This window comes from Granulicella mallensis (assembly GCF_014203225.1).
In the GTDB taxonomy this organism is placed as follows: domain Bacteria; phylum Acidobacteriota; class Terriglobia; order Terriglobales; family Acidobacteriaceae; genus Granulicella; species Granulicella mallensis_A.
Genome location: NZ_JACHIO010000017.1, coordinates 84,360 through 100,744, shown reverse-complemented (window position 1 = coordinate 100,744; position 16,385 = coordinate 84,360). Strand labels below are relative to the sequence as shown.

General features: G+C 58.7%; 10 protein-coding genes and 1 tRNA gene. 2 read left to right on the top strand and 9 right to left on the bottom strand.

All coding sequences use genetic code 11. The features are described 5' to 3' along the window. Window positions 1–171 precede the first annotated feature (171 nt). Window positions 172–3,675, top strand: coding sequence for a carboxypeptidase regulatory-like domain-containing protein (locus HDF15_RS18760; RefSeq protein WP_184258289.1), 3,504 nt, complete (start codon window positions 172–174; stop codon window positions 3,673–3,675). A 202-nt stretch (window positions 3,676–3,877) separates the two neighbouring features. Here HDF15_RS18760 and HDF15_RS18755 read toward each other — a convergent pair whose 3' ends face one another. The 6 genes from HDF15_RS18755 to HDF15_RS18730 form a co-directional block, all read right to left on the bottom strand. Further along, the gene (locus tag HDF15_RS18755) at window positions 3,878–5,131 is read right to left on the bottom strand and encodes a nucleoside permease (RefSeq protein WP_184258287.1); all 1,254 of its coding nucleotides are present in this window, start codon (window positions 5,129–5,131) and stop codon (window positions 3,878–3,880) included. Window positions 5,132–5,436: 305 nt separating this feature from the next. Then, entirely contained in the window at window positions 5,437–6,018 is a 582-nt protein-coding gene (locus tag HDF15_RS18750) for a 3-hydroxyacyl-CoA dehydrogenase NAD-binding domain-containing protein (protein WP_311733147.1), read from the bottom strand. Window positions 6,019–6,024: 6 nt separating this feature from the next. Then, entirely contained in the window at window positions 6,025–6,207 is a 183-nt protein-coding gene (locus tag HDF15_RS18745) for a hypothetical protein (RefSeq protein WP_014264798.1), read from the bottom strand. Window positions 6,208–6,676: 469 nt separating this feature from the next. Next, complete coding sequence (malQ, locus tag HDF15_RS18740; RefSeq protein ID WP_184258285.1) at window positions 6,677–8,257, bottom strand: 4-alpha-glucanotransferase; 1,581 nt, start codon at window positions 8,255–8,257, stop codon at window positions 6,677–6,679. Window positions 8,258–8,359: 102 nt separating this feature from the next. Beyond that, the gene (locus HDF15_RS18735; RefSeq protein WP_184258283.1) at window positions 8,360–10,330 is read right to left on the bottom strand and encodes a peptidylprolyl isomerase; all 1,971 of its coding nucleotides are present in this window, start codon (window positions 10,328–10,330) and stop codon (window positions 8,360–8,362) included. Between the two features lie 272 nt (window positions 10,331–10,602). Then, entirely contained in the window at window positions 10,603–11,865 is a 1,263-nt protein-coding gene (locus HDF15_RS18730) for a BON domain-containing protein (protein ID WP_409254884.1), read from the bottom strand. Window positions 11,866–12,230: 365 nt separating this feature from the next. On the opposite strand from HDF15_RS18730, the gene HDF15_RS18725 reads away from it, so the two are divergent. After that, window positions 12,231–12,307: transfer RNA gene (locus HDF15_RS18725), tRNA-Met, on the top strand. 495 nt (window positions 12,308–12,802) lie between these two features. Here HDF15_RS18725 and HDF15_RS18720 read toward each other — a convergent pair. From HDF15_RS18720 to HDF15_RS18710, 3 genes are all read right to left on the bottom strand, one after another. Next, a complete protein-coding gene (locus tag HDF15_RS18720) occupies window positions 12,803–14,068 on the bottom strand; it encodes a malectin domain-containing carbohydrate-binding protein (protein WP_311733145.1) in 1,266 nt (421 codons plus the stop codon). A 309-nt stretch (window positions 14,069–14,377) separates the two neighbouring features. Next, window positions 14,378–15,523 (bottom strand): MFS transporter, encoded by a 1,146-nt coding sequence (locus tag HDF15_RS18715; RefSeq protein ID WP_184258276.1) that lies wholly within the window; start codon window positions 15,521–15,523, stop codon window positions 14,378–14,380. Next, window positions 15,520–16,332 carry a DeoR/GlpR family DNA-binding transcription regulator gene (locus HDF15_RS18710; protein WP_184258274.1) on the bottom strand — a complete coding sequence of 271 codons (813 nt, stop codon included), beginning with the start codon at window positions 16,330–16,332 and terminating at the stop codon, window positions 15,520–15,522. Before HDF15_RS18710 ends, HDF15_RS18715 begins: the two co-directional genes overlap by 4 nt. Window positions 16,333–16,385 lie beyond the last annotated feature (53 nt).

Genomic DNA, 16,385 nt, shown 5'->3' with positions numbered 1-16,385 from the left:
ACCACACACCGTGAATACGATGCCGAACGTCGTTTTCGGGGTGGTCTGTAGCAACGACTAATTAGGGGAAGCAATCCTACAACTACTGTCGTTAGGTCTTTAGCCAATTGGAACGTCCCTTCTAAGGATGAGCATTTGGCGAGTCTCCCCGACGGCTTTAGGAGAACCAGGATGCCGAATCAAAAGAAACCAGCTCGCACAGGGCTGTTTCTCGTTGCATGTATGTTGCTGGCGGGAAGCAGTGCCTACGGCCAGGCCGTCTATGGCTCGCTTTACGGAACGGTGAAAGACACCTCAGGTGCAGTCATCAAGGGTGCCACCGTTACGGTCACGGACGAACAAAAGGGAACGGTGCAAACCACCCAGACCAACGAGAGCGGAGGCTGGAACGTCGGCCATCTCGTCCCTGACAACTACGACGTCAAGATCAGCGCACCGACGTTTCAATCAACGGAGTCGAAGGACGTAGTGGTCCACGCTGACGTCTCGCAGTTGGTCGATGTGCAACTGGGAATCGCCGGGGCTGACCAGACGGTTACCGTTTCGGCCTCCGATACCCCCGCCCTGAAGACGGACCGCGCCGATGTCTCGCAGGTAATCGACGAGCACGCCGTGCAGAACCTGCCCAACCTGGACCGCAACTTCACGCAGTTCACCCTGCTTACGCCGGGCGTGCAGCACTCCACCTTTAATATCAGTGGCCCGGAGAACCCGCAGGGAACTACCTCGGTGACGACGAACGGCTCTAGCTACGGCGTCCAGGGATGGCTGCTCGACGGCACCGACAATCGTGAGCCGGTCGACGGCATCATCGTGATCAACCCGACGCTGGATTCGGTCGGTGAGTTGAAGGTTACCTCTGCCGACTACGATGCCGAGTTCGGCGGCGCTGTGGGTGGTATCGTCAGCGCGCAGACCAAGTCCGGCGGCAACGATCTCCACGGCGACGCCTTCTTCTATCGCCACAGCGGAGCGCAGTTGGCTCGCAACCCCTTCACGCAATCGGAGCCTGACCCGGTGACCGGCCAGCTCATTCCGGGCCAGGTTTATGGTCAGTTCGGCGGCTCGCTCAGCGGCCCCATCGTCAAGGACCGCACCTTCTTCTTCCTCGACTATCAGGGCACGCGGCAGCGTCTCGGCGCCAGCCAGCTGCTCACCGTGCCGACCCTGACGGCCCGTAACTCCTGCGTCCTGCAGACCGCCGGTGCCACCTGTGATCTGAGCCAGTACCTCGGCTCACAGCCTATCTATTTCCACCCGACAGGCTCGGGCGGACCAGGGCAGCTGTTTGCGAGCAATGCGATCCCGGTCTCGGTCATCTCTCCGCAGGGTGCGAACCTGTTGAAGCTGTTGCCGGCCCCGAACACTAACGGTACGTCGATCACCAATAACTTTGCTGCCTCCGGCAACGGCAACGACAATGCCGATCAGGCCGACATTCGTCTGGACCATCAACTGAACAGCAAGATCCACCTCTTTGGCCGGTATGACTACGCGCTCTTCGGCCTCTTCGGCAGTGCGGCCTTCGGTCCGGGCGGCGGTGTCGGCTTCGGCATCTCCGGAACGACCGGTACCTCCGAGGTCCAGAACCAGAGCGCGGCTCTCGGCATGGATTGGGCGATCCACCCCACACTGTTGACGGATCTGCGTGCCGGCTTCCTCAGCTATCACGTCTCGGAGAACAAACTGACGGCAGGCCAGACCCCGGCTGCCAACGCGGGCATTCCGAACCTCAATTCTGCGCCTGACAGCAGCGGTCTTCCCAACATCACGATGGCCGACACGATCAGCAACTTCGGCAATCAAGGTTGCAACTGCCCCCTACTGGAGAGCGAACAGGTCTTCCAGCTCGCCAACAACTGGACGAAGATTCTAGGCAACCACACGATCAAGTTTGGCGGAGACATTCGCTACGCCTTGAACCTGCGTAATGCTAGCGACAATGATCGCGCCGGCGTACTGAGCTTCGCAGCAGCGTCGACGGCGGCTGGTCCTTCCGATCCCACAGCCTCCAGCGGTACCGCTCTCGGTTCGCTGCTCTTCGGCCAGGTTGCCCAGTTCCAGCGCTTCGACGTCTACTCGCAGGACGCTGCGAACCGCCAGAAGCGTGGATCTTTCTATGCCCAGGACTCCTGGCGGCCTAACAGCAAACTGCAGGTGAACTACGGCGTGCATTGGGACGTCATCTTCCCTGAGACGGTTAACAGCCCCGGCAATGGCGGTTTTGCGGATATCAATGCGGGCGGCGTGCGCGTAGCAGGCTTTGGCGGTAACGGCACCAATGGCGGCCAGCGTATGGATTACACCAACTTTGCAGGCCGCTTCGGCTTCGCCTACCAGGTGCATCCCAACACGGTCATCCGTGGCGGCATCGCCCAGGTGTATGACGACGTAGGCTTCTTCGGCACGCTCTTCGGTTCCGTCCTGACGCACAACCTGCCGGTGCTGAACAACGAAGACGAAGGCTCAACCAGCTCGACCGGGCAGTACATCTCGACGTTGACGACACTGCCCGCGAAGCCACCCGCACCCACGATTCCGGCCAACGGCATCATTCCGTTCTCCAACACCTACAGCCCGCAGTTCCGTGGCGACCGCATCCAGCTTCCCGAGGTCGACCAGTGGAACGTGACGGTGCAGCAGCAGTTTTCCAGCAACTTCACGATGGAGATCGCCTACGTCGGCAACCACGCGGAGCGTATCTACCCTGGTGAGACCTACGGCTTCGACTTCAATGCGCCGACGCTGCCTACCTCTCCCGCACAGTTGGGTGATACGTCGGCACGCCGTCCCTACTTCAATAAGTTCACTGGGATCTACCAGGGAGCTCCGACCATCTGCTGCTCGAACGGCCTGACCTCGGCTGCTCCGACGGCGAACTCCAACTACAATTCGCTGCAGACCAAGCTCGACAAGCGCTTCAGCAACGGACTGCAGTTCAACGCCAACTACACCTGGTCGAAGGCGATGAACTATGCCAACGACGAGGCCTTTGCGAACTACCCGCAGATCAGCCACGGCCGCGGGGATACCAACCGCACCAACGTCTTCGTGGCGAGCGGTGTCTACGCGTTGCCGTTCGGCCGCGACCGTATGTTCGCCAGCCATGTCAATCGCCTGACCGATTACGCGATCGGCGGATGGACTCTCAGCGGCACGACGACATGGGAGAGCGGACGCCCCTTCACTCCGACCTATCAGGAGTGCGGTGCGGATGAGGACATCGACAATAACTTCGGAGGCCCGGGTGTTACCAGCGATTGCCGTCCCAGCGGCGACGCTGCAAACCTCGTGCGTTCGGTAGGTGCGCTCGATCCTGTGACGCACTCCAGGCAGTTCTTCACGCCTGTGGCTGCGCTTACGACCAATGGCGCTTCCTCCGGCCCGTTCACTCGCCCTGCGTTTGGAACCTTCGGCAATGTCGGTCGCAACTCCCTGACGGGACCGAGTGACTATTACGCCGATATGTCGCTCATCAAGGACATTCCGATCACCCAGCGCGTCAAAGGCCAGTTCCAGTTCCAGGCCTTCAACGTCTTCAACCATCCGGAGCTGGATATTCCCAACGCCTCGAACGCGCGCTGTATTGATTGTTCGAATGGCGGTGTGATCACCACGCTGGAAGGGAACTCGAGCATGCGTCAGTTGCAGTTTGCTGCGCGCATCTCGTTCTAACGGCGACGATCTCGCGCTTCAGCCTTTTCGGTTGGAACGATCTGGACGTCGTTTGTTTTTCGTCGTCATCCTGAGCCAACGGCGAAGGACCCCCGCATCGGTGCCACCACAGACGCAGGGGCCTTCAACTACGCTTTAGGATGACCGCTACAAAATTGTCATCTTGACCGGAGGCGTCCTCTACCTTTTATAAGGGGAACTGCTAGAGAGACGCCTCGACTGGAATTCTTCCGGCAGCCTCAGCCTGCGGTACCTGACCATCCTCTTTATCCGAGAAGGTCAACAGGAACAGCACCAGAACAACAGCCGAAGCTCCAGCAGCAAACAACCAGATTGATCGCCACGAGTGCACATCTGCACCCGCCGCGGAGAGCGTCGTGTAATGCTCAACCACCGCTCCCGATAACCAGGAGCCGACAAACATCCCGACACCATAGGTGAGGAAGGTAATCAGCCCCTGAGCCGCGGCTCTCAGCGCCAGCGAAGACTTTCGGTCGATGTAAATCTGGCCGGTGACGAAGAAGAAGTCATAGCAGATGCCATGCAGCACGATGCCGAGCACCAACATCCACACATGTTCATTCGCATTGCCATAGGCGAACAGAACATAGCGCAGAACCCACGCCAGCATTCCCGCGACCAGCATGTATTTGACGCCGAGCCTGCGAAAGAACCACGGGATCAGCAGCATGCAGAACAGCTCCGACATCTGTCCGCCGGTCATCTTTCCGGCTGCATTCCTGACACCTGCCTCATTCAAAAACAGATTCGTGAAGGCGTAGTAGAACTGCAATGGGATGCAGATAAGAAACGAGGCAATCGCAAAGATGGCCATGGAACGCTCGCGCAGCAGCGATCGTGCCTCTTTGGGGAAGACGCTCTCTATCGTGAACTTGCCTTCGCGTGAGAGCGGTGGTGTATCCGGAAGCGTAAGGCAATAAGCCGCCATCAGCAGGGAGAAGGCTGCCGCCATCTGTAGCGGTCGCGCTGTGCTTTCAAGCTTCAGCGTGCCGATCAACAGGCCCGCAACGATCCATCCGAGAGTGCCCAGCACGCGGATCGGTCCGAACTCCAGCTTCGGATCGCGCATCTGGCGAAAGGCAAGCGAGTTGGTCAGCGCCAACGTCGGCATGTAGCACAGGCTGTACAACAACAGCAGGGCGTACTCTGCTCGAAACGCCGTCTGCACTGAAGCGATGAATAACAGCACGCCGCCCAGAAGATGAAGCAGTGCCAGTACCCGCTGAGTGGCGAAGAGCTTATCCGCAATCAAGCCCACAAAGAAGGGGGCGATCATGGCGCCCACTGCGGTCGTGCCTGCGGCCAGGCCGATCTGTTGCCCAGAGAAGTGCAGCGACTTCGTCAGCCAGGTTGCAAGCGTGACATACCACGCGCCCCAGATAAAGTACTGGAGAAACATCATCACACCCAACCGCGCCCTGATCTGCATCTTCATATGGGAAAGTTTATCCTTTGTGCCTGCTGCTGGAGTGAAGTCGAACCGTGCAAATAGTTTTGTTGGGCACGGATCGGAAGGACATAGCTTCATAGGCTACGGAAAGCAGGAGCTTGATCTTCAAGAGCATCTTGGTCTTTAGGGCCAAAGGCCCGTTTCATCCCAGCCTGAGGCAAAGCGAACTCGGAGTCACCACGCGATAGCGTGGTGGCTTCAGGAGCGACGCCCCAGGTTAGGCTGGCAGCAAGCTAAAAATCTGCTGCGCTCCACCCCAGGCTGGTATGAAACGGGCCTTTGGCCCTAATTTACTGCCGCACCGAATTCTTCACCAACATCGGCTCTTCGGTATCCTCGACAACGCGCGAAGCCAGCCCAAGAGTCGCAAGCAACTCCCCCACAGCCAGCACGACCGAAGCCTCTAAAAAGCGGCTGCGCACAATCTCCAACTCACCCTCCAGCAGACTGGCAGTCGTGCCGCGCAACGCCACGCAGCGTTCCGGCCGATAGGTGCAGGAGGCCAGATCGGTAATGCTCAATGTCTTCGTAGGTGTGCAAAAGATCGTGCGTGGAGGCGCCATGCGGTCCAGCAGGCTGAAGATCTCCAGTTTGGATTCGAGCTCGTCGGGGACGAAGTCGATCACCAGATCCGCATCATGAACAGCATCCTCGACCGTGCCAGCATAGCGCAGCGAACCCGTCGCACCTGCCGTCGCAATAAACTCGGCGTACTCATCCTGCGCGCGTCGCAGGTTCGAGGGCATCACATCCTCGAGCACCACCTGCAAGCCAGCACTGGCACAGCGAAAAGCAAAGGCGCGTCCAGCGGGACCCGCGCCAATGACGGCGACCGATCGCACGTGGAACACGCCTTGTTCTTCTGCGGACACGTTCAGTTACTTGGCCGACAGAGCGGTTACGACAGACTCGTAGCTTGGGTCGGCATGGCGGACATGCTCTGCAACGCGCTCGCGCTCTTCGGGTGTCAGTACCGGCAGCACCGACAGAATGCGGCGCAGGGTCACTGAGATATCGTCGACGTAGTTCATGGTGCGAATAGCTTCACCGGAAAGTGGCACGAATAGGCTCCTCTACTTCTTTGTTATTAAGTGTACGCGTCTCTAACGAGGGAATCCTAGCCCCTGAGTTGCGCCGTTTGAAATCACCATAGGATATGCGCGGATCGAAAGAGGCACATCGCATGGTTTATGAAAATGCTCCAGGGTGTGTCATCAAGCTTCGTTCCAGGTTTAACCAGATTCTTGCTTTGAAGGGGCGGGGCTTCAGCCCCGCCGTTGAGGCAATCTCCTAAAGCGGCTTCAGCCGCGGAGGGGACGATGTCGGTCTAACCAGTAGCTCTGCCCCTTGAAATACCTTCCGCTTGCAGATTGAAGCATTTTTCCACTTCATGGAGATCCGCGCAGGTGCCAGGCAAGAGCTCTTGCCTGCTCCGGAATCGTTCCCTCCGTGGCTAAAGCCACTGCACGTAGCGATTCAATGGCGGGGCTGAAAGCCCCGCCCCTTCAAAACAAAAACCTTGAGTTCTGACTAGCTCTGCGATCCTTCATCCACGCGCAGATGGGCTTCGTCGGTGGGGCCGCCTGCGCCCTCTCCCTCAAGCGGCTTTTGATAGCCGTCGCGGTCGGTCATCTCCATGATCGCGGCCAATTGGGTCGCGAAGTCCGGATGCAGCGCATCAGGCGCATAGCGCCACGTCCAGTTGCCATTGGGCGCTGCAGGTACGTTCATGCGGGCTTCGCTGCCGAGATGCAGTACGTCCTGCAAGGGGAAGATGCAGGTCGTCGCCACGGAGCCGGCTGCAGCCTTGATCATCGCCCATACGATATCGCCGTCGTGGTCGATACGGTGCAGGTAAACCTGTACATTCTCGCGCTCCACCGGCGAGGCATCGTTGAGCCACCAGCCGAGCGTCGTGTTGTTGTCGTGCGTGCCGGTGTAGACCACCGTATTAGGCACGTAACGATGAGGCAGGTAGAGGTGCCCGCCGCGGTCCGCGAAGCCGAATTGCAAAATACGCATGCCAGGCAGACCGAAGTACTCGCGTAACTCGTCGACTTCAGGCGTGATGAGGCCGAGGTCCTCCGCGATAAACGGCAGCTCTCCGAAGATCTCCTTGAGCCGCTGAAACAGCGGCCGGCCGGGGGCTTTGACCCACTGGCCATTGATGGCGGTCTCTTCCTCGGCGGCTACGGACCAGTAGGCCTCAAAGCCGCGGAAGTGATCCAGGCGAACGTTGTCGTAGAGCGCCAGCGCGCGGCGAATACGTGCCACCCACCAGTCGAACCCATGTTCTTCCAGCAGCTTCCACTTGTACAGGGGATTGCCCCAGCGCTGGCCCGTCTTCGAGAAGTAGTCGGGCGGCACGCCCGAGACGCGAATCGGTTTACGCTGGTCGTCGAGCTCGAAGATCTCAGGATGCGTCCACACATCCGCGCTGTCATAGCTGACGAAGATCGCGACATCGCCCAGGATGCTGATCTTGCGTTCCGCACAGTAGGCCCGCAGGGCAACCCACTGTTCATTGAAGAAGAACTGCACCACCTGCTCGATCGCCAGGTCGCGGCCACTGTCCGTCAGCAGTGCGGTCATGGCCTCGGGGATGCGCAGGGCATACTCGGAGGGCCACTCGTTCCAGCTCGCATAGCCGAAGCGTCGCCGCAGCAGGTTGAACATCGCATAGTCGGTGAGCCAGGAGGTGTTGTCCTGCGCGAAGTGCTGGAAGCGCGCGCGGTCTTCATCCCCGGCATGATCGAGAAAGTTTGCCGCCGCCTCTTCGATCAGCGGATGCTTGAGGTCGAAGGCCGCTCCAAAGTCGCAGGGCCCTTCCGCGCTGGGGAGTCCCTGGATGCGGTCCCAGCCAATCCATCCTGCCTCCGCCAGCCGTTCCAGGCTGATAAACAGAGGGTTTCCCGCAAAGGCCGACAGGGCAGAGTAGGGAGAGCTGCCGTAGCCCGTCGGGCTGAGCGGAAGCACCTGCCACATACGTTGCTTGGCCGCCGCCAGGAAGTCAACGAAGTTGTAGGCTGCCGGGCCGAAGTCGCCCACCCCGCCATACGAGGGCAGAGACGTTACGTGTAACAAAACTCCTGAGATGCGCTCCGCAGCCATCGAACCCCCGCTTACCAATCGATCTGAAACGTAGGACGTAAACAAGAAGCGCCGGGATGCGTTAAAGCTTCCCGGCGCTGCAAGATGAGTAAACCAGTTTTACTAGCGTCCGCCAAACGGCGAAGCAGGCTGCTTGGTGCTATAGACAATCGCACCGGCCTTCTCGTACTTGTCCATCAGCGAACCGACGAAGACGTTGAAGATCTCTTCGCGCTTCACGTTCAGGAGCTTCTCCCGGCTGGTGGGAAGGTTCTTGGCGATATCGTCAGCGGTGGGCTCCTGCTTGTCGGCAAGCTGAATCACGCTGCCGTTGGGGCCTTCGTTGATCGGACCGGAGATGCCGCCCTTGGGCAGCGAGAACACCACCGAGGCAGGGCCGGTAAGCGCACCGAGATCGGGTACCTGGGCATCACGTCCGACCAGGTCGCTCGTCTTCACCGGGACGTTCATCTCGGCTGCGGCCTTCTTCAGGTCGTTCAGAACCTTGGCGCGATCGGCGAGCTTGATCAGCTGCGAGTTAAGAAGCTCAGGAGCCTTCTGCTCGCGGTAGTCGTCGAGGATGTGCGGCTTGTAGTCGGCAAAGTCAGGAGCGTGGGCTGCCTTGATGTCATCCACCTGGAAGACCGCATAGCCTTCGCCCGTGGAAGCCGTTGCCGGCGCCGCGCCCTTGGCTACACCGAACGCCTGCGTCAGCACGTTGGAGCTGTCGGCCAGGCTGGCGATCACACCATCGTGTCCGATGTAGTCGGTGGTTACGAGATGCAGGCTGTGGGCATCGGCGGTCTTCTGCATGCCGTTCTTCTTGGCTTCAGCCGCAAGCTGGTTGGCGAAGTTCAACTCCGCTGCTCCGGCCTTCTGCTGCTGCAGGAGGGGAACGATGGTGTCCTTGGTCTCAGCCAGCGTCTTGGTGTGGGCTGCTTCCTTCTGCTCGGTCTGAATGATGTGATAACCGAACTGCGAGCGCACCAGGTCCGAGGTCTGGCCCGGGTTCAGGGCCATAGCTGCCTTCGAGTACTCAGGCACAAATCCGCTGGTCGGCATCAGGGGCAGTTCGCCGCCCTGGTCCTTGCTGCCGGGGTCGTCGGAGTTCTTCTTGGCGAGGTCGGCAAAGTTGCCGCCAGCCCTGATCTGCTTCAGGATGTCTTCTGCCTTGGCCTTCGCCGCTGCGTCAGTCTTGGCATCCGCGCCCTTGGCGACGGTGATCAGGATGTGCCGCGTCTTTACCTGCTCGGGAACCTTGTACTGATCCAGATGGGCGTTGTAGTAAGCCTGCACGTCGGCATCGCTCACCTGGGGCTTACCGCCCGGGATGTTGGAGGCGTCGAAGGAGAAGAGCTCCAGCTTACGCGTTTCAGGAATAGCGGTCGCGTAGCGGGCGGCAAACTGCTTGAAGAAGGCCTGCAGGTCCGCATCGCTGGGGTTGATCGTCTTCTTGATGTCGCTGGCCGCGATGACCGCGTAGTCGAACTTGACCTTGGTTCCTTGCTGCATGTAGTCCGCACGAACCGCGGCATCGGATACCGTAACGCCGGCGGTAACCAGCGACTGCAGGCGCTGGAGCTCAAGGTCAGACTTCACCTCGGCTTCAAACTCAGGCACCGAGATCTGGAAGTACTGCTGCACGAAGTTGGTGTACTGGTCGGTCCCGATGAACTTGCCGCCGGGAAAGATGTACTGGGACAGGGTGCCCTTCTGCATGAAGGAGCGCAGGTCCTCGTCGCTCACCTGCAGACCCAGGCGGTCGGCCTCGAGTGCGAGCACCTTGCGCTCCACCTGCTGCTGGCCGATACGGCCCACCAACAGAGGAGCATACTGCTCGGGCAGATGCTGCTGCTGGATCTGCTGCATCGTCTGGCGCTGCACATCCGCCATCTGCACCTGCTGAGATTCGCCCACGATCTTGCCGAAGATGCCCGGCGTATGGATCGTTGCGAACACCGCTGGATTGCTGTTCGCGCCGTTGTCGAAGATGCCGGGAACCAGGGTGATGACCATCGTGATAATGGCAGCGCCGATAATGAGCGCAAAGATGGCTTTGGTGAGCCGGTTGTCTTGCTGCAGAATGCGGATCATGCTTGGCTAACGACCTTCACTTCGCGCGAGTCCAGAGAGAACGTCTCGCGTGCCCGGGATTTTTGCGCACGGCAGGTACTCGTCCCGTATCGAACGCACCACGCCTGCTTGCAGGGGCTCGCTCTAAAGTATAAATCAGCGCAGCACAGCTTCCCGGTAGCTAAATCTGTATTTGCTCAGTTTCGGAACCACGCTGTTACAGCACAAAGAAAAAGCCGCCAGAGGATTCCTCTGGCGGCCCTTGTTGTTTGGGAAGATGTTGCGTTGAAGGCTTAGTACGGACGGTAATACGGCGGTGGGTAGGGTCCCGGGCCGTAGTAGCGAGGTCCCGGACGAGGTCCAGCGGCGTACGACAACCGTGCCATCTCCTGCTGCGATACGGTCGTTACCGTCGTCGGCTGGGCCAGCGTAAACGTCAGCACCGTCTCGGGCTGTACGATGACGCGTCCGTTGGGCGACGCCGCCGAGCTGGCAACACCGGCTGCTCCGCCGACGCCTGCACCGATGGCCGCACCTGCACCGCCACCCGCCACTGCACCGAAGAGAGCTCCAACCGCACCCAGACCGATCGCGCTATTGACCGTTCCGGTCGTCTTGTCCCGGCCGGCCTGCGCCCAGACATTGCTCATCAGGGGATAGGTCTGGCCGCCGAGAGTAAGGCTCGTGATCTGGAGCGTCAGCACGCCCCGGCCCTTCAGCGTGCCGGCCTTCTTGGCTTCGACCACCGATCCCTGAACGGAAGCGCCACGAGGGATGGCAACCGCGCCGTTAGCCACGATGTCGTTCATCACGATTCCATCGAAGGGTGTTCCGGGCTGAACGTGATTGGAGTCCAGACCGCGATTGATGCGAACCTGCACTGCCGCGCCATTCGGGACGGTAACCTGCAGACCGGCTCTCTGACCGGCATAAGGATTGCCATTGGGGGCACCACCGGGAGCATAGCCATTACCACCGTTACCACCGTTACCACCGTACATCGGCTGGGGGCCCGGAGGGGGCGGGGGACCAGGCTGTCCATTACCCGGTTGGCCGTTGGGTTGGCCAGGCTGGCCATATCCAGGCTGACCACCCGGCTGGCCGGGCTGTCCATTGGGCTGTCCGCCGTTGTCATATCCAGGCTGCGGCGGTTGGTTGCCGTTGTCAGCCTGCTGCTGTGCGGGCTGGCCCTGATCGTCCGGCTGCGCGGGGGCATAGGTTCCATCCGACTGGAGAACCATGTTGTTTCCGGGCTGGCCCTGATTGGGGTTATTGGGATCGGCCCCAGGGGCTCCCTGTCCGCCGTCCGGCGCGCCCTGCTGCTGGGCGTCACCGTTATTTCCGGCGGTGGTTGCAGGCGTATCGCCGAGGGTGAGTTCATCGACTACTTTGTTCACGCCCTGGGCCCGCGCGGCGAGGTTTTCAGCCTTGGCGCGCAGGGTCTCGTCGTGCACGTTTCCGGAAAGGGTCACGGTGCCGTAGACGGTAGTGGACTGAATATTCTGATTCGAAAGCTCGGGAGCGCCAGCTAGCTGGCGGAGAACATTGGCCTCAATCTGGGCATCCGAGATCGTGCTTTTCCCCTGAGGCTGTGGATTGTTATTGTTCTGGGTCTGACTTTGGGTCTGCGCACCGGCAACGCCCAAGGCAAGCCCACCTGCCAGCACCACTCCGCCCAGACGATTGATTCGATGAAAACTCATAACTCTATCTCCCTCCAGGGACTCAGCGGCCATGAGCGCCTAACCCTTTTGATGCTTGTTTGCCTGGCCAAATCGTTTAGGCCAATGCCTCGCACTATCATTGACGCAGTTTCAGGAGAAAAGTTCCGATTTCTTGTAGGCAGCATTTCTCTTACTTCCGTTTATCCAGCAACCTGGCAGGAATTGACCTGAGCGGCTTTGTAACGCTATAGTCAAAGAGCGGGGTGGAGCAGCCCGGTAGCTCGTTGGGCTCATAACCCAAAGGTCGTAGGTTCAAATCCTACCCCCGCAACCAAAAGATTCAAAGTAAGTTACAGGACGTCGGATTCTACCGGTCGATTCCCACTAAAACTCCCCAACAAGAAAAATCATGGGTTTAGGCGCTCGCTTTTACCGGCTTGAGCACCCTCGCTACAACCTTGCCTTTTGCATCTCTCTTCGATGACGACATGGCCTATCCATAGATACTCATCGTCGTCTGGATGGAGGCATGCCGCTTCCATTCCTGTTGCTCCTTCATGGGAGCTCCGGTGAACGGAACGTGTGCTGGCCGATCTCTCCGAGCTTCCCCGTCCCAACTTGTCATGGATCAGAACGCGCTTGCCGTCCGCTTTGGACTCACCTTGCTAGCCCAAAGTAGGACGGACCACACAGTAACCAGAGCGGCGAAGATGCCGCTTCTGGATCTCGGTCAGGTGATAGGGGCGGTTCGTCATCGGCTGGCAAACACCCAGATCGCAGCTTAGCTGCGATCTGGGTGAGGGACTATCTATCCTGCATCGTAAGTTAACTAGTTAATTTCGATTGCACTGAGCAGGGAATTGTTGACGACCGAAGTGAACGTAACTACGAAAGTACCGTTGGAATCCGCATTTGTCGTGAATTGCTGTATCACTGCCTTGTTCTTGGCGCCCGCCGCCGCGAAGATATCGTAATTTGTCATCACCTGCGTGCCATTGATGCTGATATCGAAGGTGCGGGAGCCGGCAGTGGAGAAGTAGGTTTCGGCGAAATGCAACCTCACCGTATGACTCGATCCGGGGACGAAGCCTGACAACGCGTAGCTAAAGTTTCCCTGACGTGCGTCCTGATACACAACCATCGGCGCAGCATTCGTAACACCACTGAGATCGATGACGTTCTTGTGGCTAAGAATCGAACCGCCCTCGAAGTCAACATCCGGAATAAAGGGAGCAACCTCTGAACCACCCACATTAATCCTGGCACTCCCAATCGTCGGGCAGGCGCTGATTGAAGCGCTGGATTGAGGCGACGAGAGTGATAGTCCCGCCAAATCTACCGCTTGTACGGTGTAGTAGTAGGGCGTCTGACAGGTCACTGTCGTATCTTCATACTTTGTGCCGGACACTACCGTTGCGATCTGGTTGGCGGCCGATGGACTAAAGCCGGACGTGATGCTGCGGAACACCTTGTAGTACCCAACCGCGCAGCCTGCGGGAGCGGCACTGGCGTTCCAGGTCAGTGCAATCGCATTGTTGGAGTCTTCCGCCGCGCTCAATGCGCTCGGCGTCTGAGGCAGGATGCTGCAACTATTGCTTCCACCTGCGGTGACAGTCATCGAGTCAAGACGAGAGATGCTTTGAGTGGCCACGTTGAAGACTTGAACGGTGTTTTGGCCAGCCTTCAAAGGGACCGCAATGGTTACAGTGTTAAAGGTGTCGAAGTCTCCGGTGACAGGGAAGTTCAGATCATCGGTCATGACAGTGCCGTTTACCATCACGCCCTCTGGACGATTCAAAACCCCTTGAAAAAGGCCGGTGGCGAATGCATAGCGGATCGCCAAAGTGTAGATGCCGGGGGCCGGTACCACCACGTTCGAGAAGGTCGCTGTGCCGTCAGTCGTATAGGCCATATCGACGGTCTCTTTGGCAGGATTCGACGCGTTCGATGAGGTGATATAGGAGGGGAACCAGGAACTTAACTCCTCGAAACAATCGAAGCCATTGAGTAAAGCGTCCTTGAAGTAATATTGCGTTCCGCCCGCAACGGGCGCGCCGGCGACCGTACCCGTGCCGCGCGATGTTGGAAATTTCACAGGACAGGGTCCAGCCAACGCCGCCCTGCTTCCCAGAGACAGCAATATCAATAGAACAAGAGATGCTCTTTTCATTACGGTGCCTTTCAGTACCTGAATTCAGCGTTAGGGATGAAGAAGTGGGTGTTGTCAGATAAAACACCGAGGAGGCCAGATTTATTCCCTGCTGGATAGATGCTGTGGCGAGATGTTTCTTTTTTCAGATTGTTGCTTTGTTAATGATTTAGCAAGCTTTTCAGATGCTTTACTCCGACCAGTCAGTACAGGCTTTCTTTCGTGGCTCATTAGCGGGGTGGGCTACCGCTTCGTTCAATGAGGATCTTCGACCGTCACATATTTGCAGAAGATCGGCACACACGCCAGCAGGGCGGCCAGAAACCAGAATGCATTGTGCAAGCCGATCCCCTTGGACAGGAAGCCAATGACGGCCGGCCCCGTCAGCATGCCCGTGTAACCCGCCGTAGTGAGGGCAGCAACGGCTAATCCCTTTGGCATGGTGTGTTGCGTGCCCGCGAGTCTGAACAAGATAGGCACGATGTTTGCGGCTCCAAGGCCCACAAAGACGAAACTGACAAGTCCGATCCATGCGACGGGTGCGAGCAGGACACCGCACAACCCGAGAAGCGCTGTCACGCCACCAAGTGTCAGCACGATTCGATTCCCGAATCGCGCCACGATGCCATCGCCGACGAAACGGCTGAACGTCATCGCGATGGAGAAAAGCATGTATCCCAGCCCTCCGTGCGCAGCAGAGACGAGATGTTCGCCGACGAGCAGGAGCGCGCTCCAGTCGAGGAGAGCCCCCTCAACCAAAAATGAGATGGCCGCGAAGATAGCGATGACGAGCACGATCCCTTTCGGAATCGCAAAAAAAGGTTGTTTTGTTCCCTCTCGATTCGAGAGCATGCGCGGAAGGGCCACAAGAATCAGTGCGACAAGAATCGCGGAGCTAAGAAGGGTGCTTGAGCTGGGTGCGATTCCTCGAGAAAGAAGAGCCGTCACGGTCCCCGAACCCAGAAAGCCCCCAATGCTGAAGAGTGCGTGAAATCCAGACATCAACGGCTTCCCAGAAGCATGCTCAACATCGACAGCGTGCAGGTTCATGGCAACATCCAGCGATCCGAGAAAAGCCCCGAAGGCGAACAGCGCAACTCCAAGTGCAAGCGGCGACGAGACAATGCTCAGGAGCGGCAATGTGACCGCCAGTCCCAGGCCGCCCGCAAGTACGATCGGCTTGCTGCTGAAGCGTCCGCTCAGATTCGCCGCGAGCGGCATCGCCACAATGGAACCGGCGCCCAGGAGGAGCAGAACCAGCCCCATCGTGCCGTCGCCGAGATGGCAGCGGGTCTTGGCAAAGGGCACTAAGGGTGCCCAGCAGGCTACACCGAACCCAGCGGCGACAAACGCCAGCCTGGTCGCCAGCTTCGCGCGTGATTGATTCACATCCGCTGTCATGAGATCCCTGCTCTCAGTTGTGTCGAACGAGACGCAACCTGGGATTGCGCAATGATTACCTTGGGGCCAGCATTGGAAAAGGTCGAAACGATCTCTTCAGAGGTACCGTTCTCAAGAACAATATGGTCAAGGACTGCGAGTGCGGCCACCTGAAACGGTGCGCGAGTCTCAACTTTGTCCATCGTGACCAGCGCTGCGGTGCGATTACTTCTTGCCAGGAGTGTGCGTTTAAATTCGGCGTCCGCCAGCACGAACGCGCCAATTCCCAGAGACATGGAGATGGCGCAGGTTCCGAGGAAACACAGATCAAAGCTCAATCGTTCTGCTTCACGAATCGCAGAGAGCCCGATCGCGGCTCCGGTTTCACGGTCGATCTCTCCTCCCAGGACGATGACTTTGAAGTTCTTCCGATCGAGGAGGGCGCTTGCGATGGAGATCGAATTCGTGGCGATGGTAAGAGAGCGATCGGGCGGCATCTCTCTGGCCAGGGCCAGGTTGGTGCTGCCGCTGTCGAGGAACACCGTCGATGCTTCAGAGAGTAAGGGGAGGGCGGCCAAAGCTAAAGCGCGCTTCTCTTTCGAATCGTTCAGGAGTCTTTGTTCAAGCGGAACGCCTTCCGGCGATATCGGAAGCCCACCCCCGTAAACCCGTTTGCACTTGCCCTCGGCAGCTAACGCTCGCAGATCTCGACGGATGGCGTCCTCAGACACCAGGAACTCCTTTGCAAGAGCGGTGGCATTGACTGCCAGACCGCTCAGTAGCCGGCTTTCGATCTCGTCTTTTCTTGTTGTCCCTAATGAAACGTGCACAAACAAGAATTACCATGCACAATCAAGAAAGACAAGAAATTTTCTTTCGTCGA

What these genes read in the sequence shown, in the direction of transcription:
- HDF15_RS18715 (WP_184258276.1), bottom strand. Translation starts at nt 15,523, where the DNA reads ATGACAGCGGATGTGAATCAATCACGCGCGAAGCTGGCGACCAGGCTG.
- malQ (WP_184258285.1), bottom strand. Translation starts at nt 8,257, where the DNA reads ATGGCTGCGGAGCGCATCTCAGGAGTTTTGTTACACGTAACGTCTCTG.
- HDF15_RS18760 (WP_184258289.1), top strand. Translation starts at nt 172, where the DNA reads ATGCCGAATCAAAAGAAACCAGCTCGCACAGGGCTGTTTCTCGTTGCA.
- HDF15_RS18735 (WP_184258283.1), bottom strand. Translation starts at nt 10,330, where the DNA reads ATGATCCGCATTCTGCAGCAAGACAACCGGCTCACCAAAGCCATCTTT.
- HDF15_RS18755 (WP_184258287.1), bottom strand. Translation starts at nt 5,131, where the DNA reads ATGAAGATGCAGATCAGGGCGCGGTTGGGTGTGATGATGTTTCTCCAG.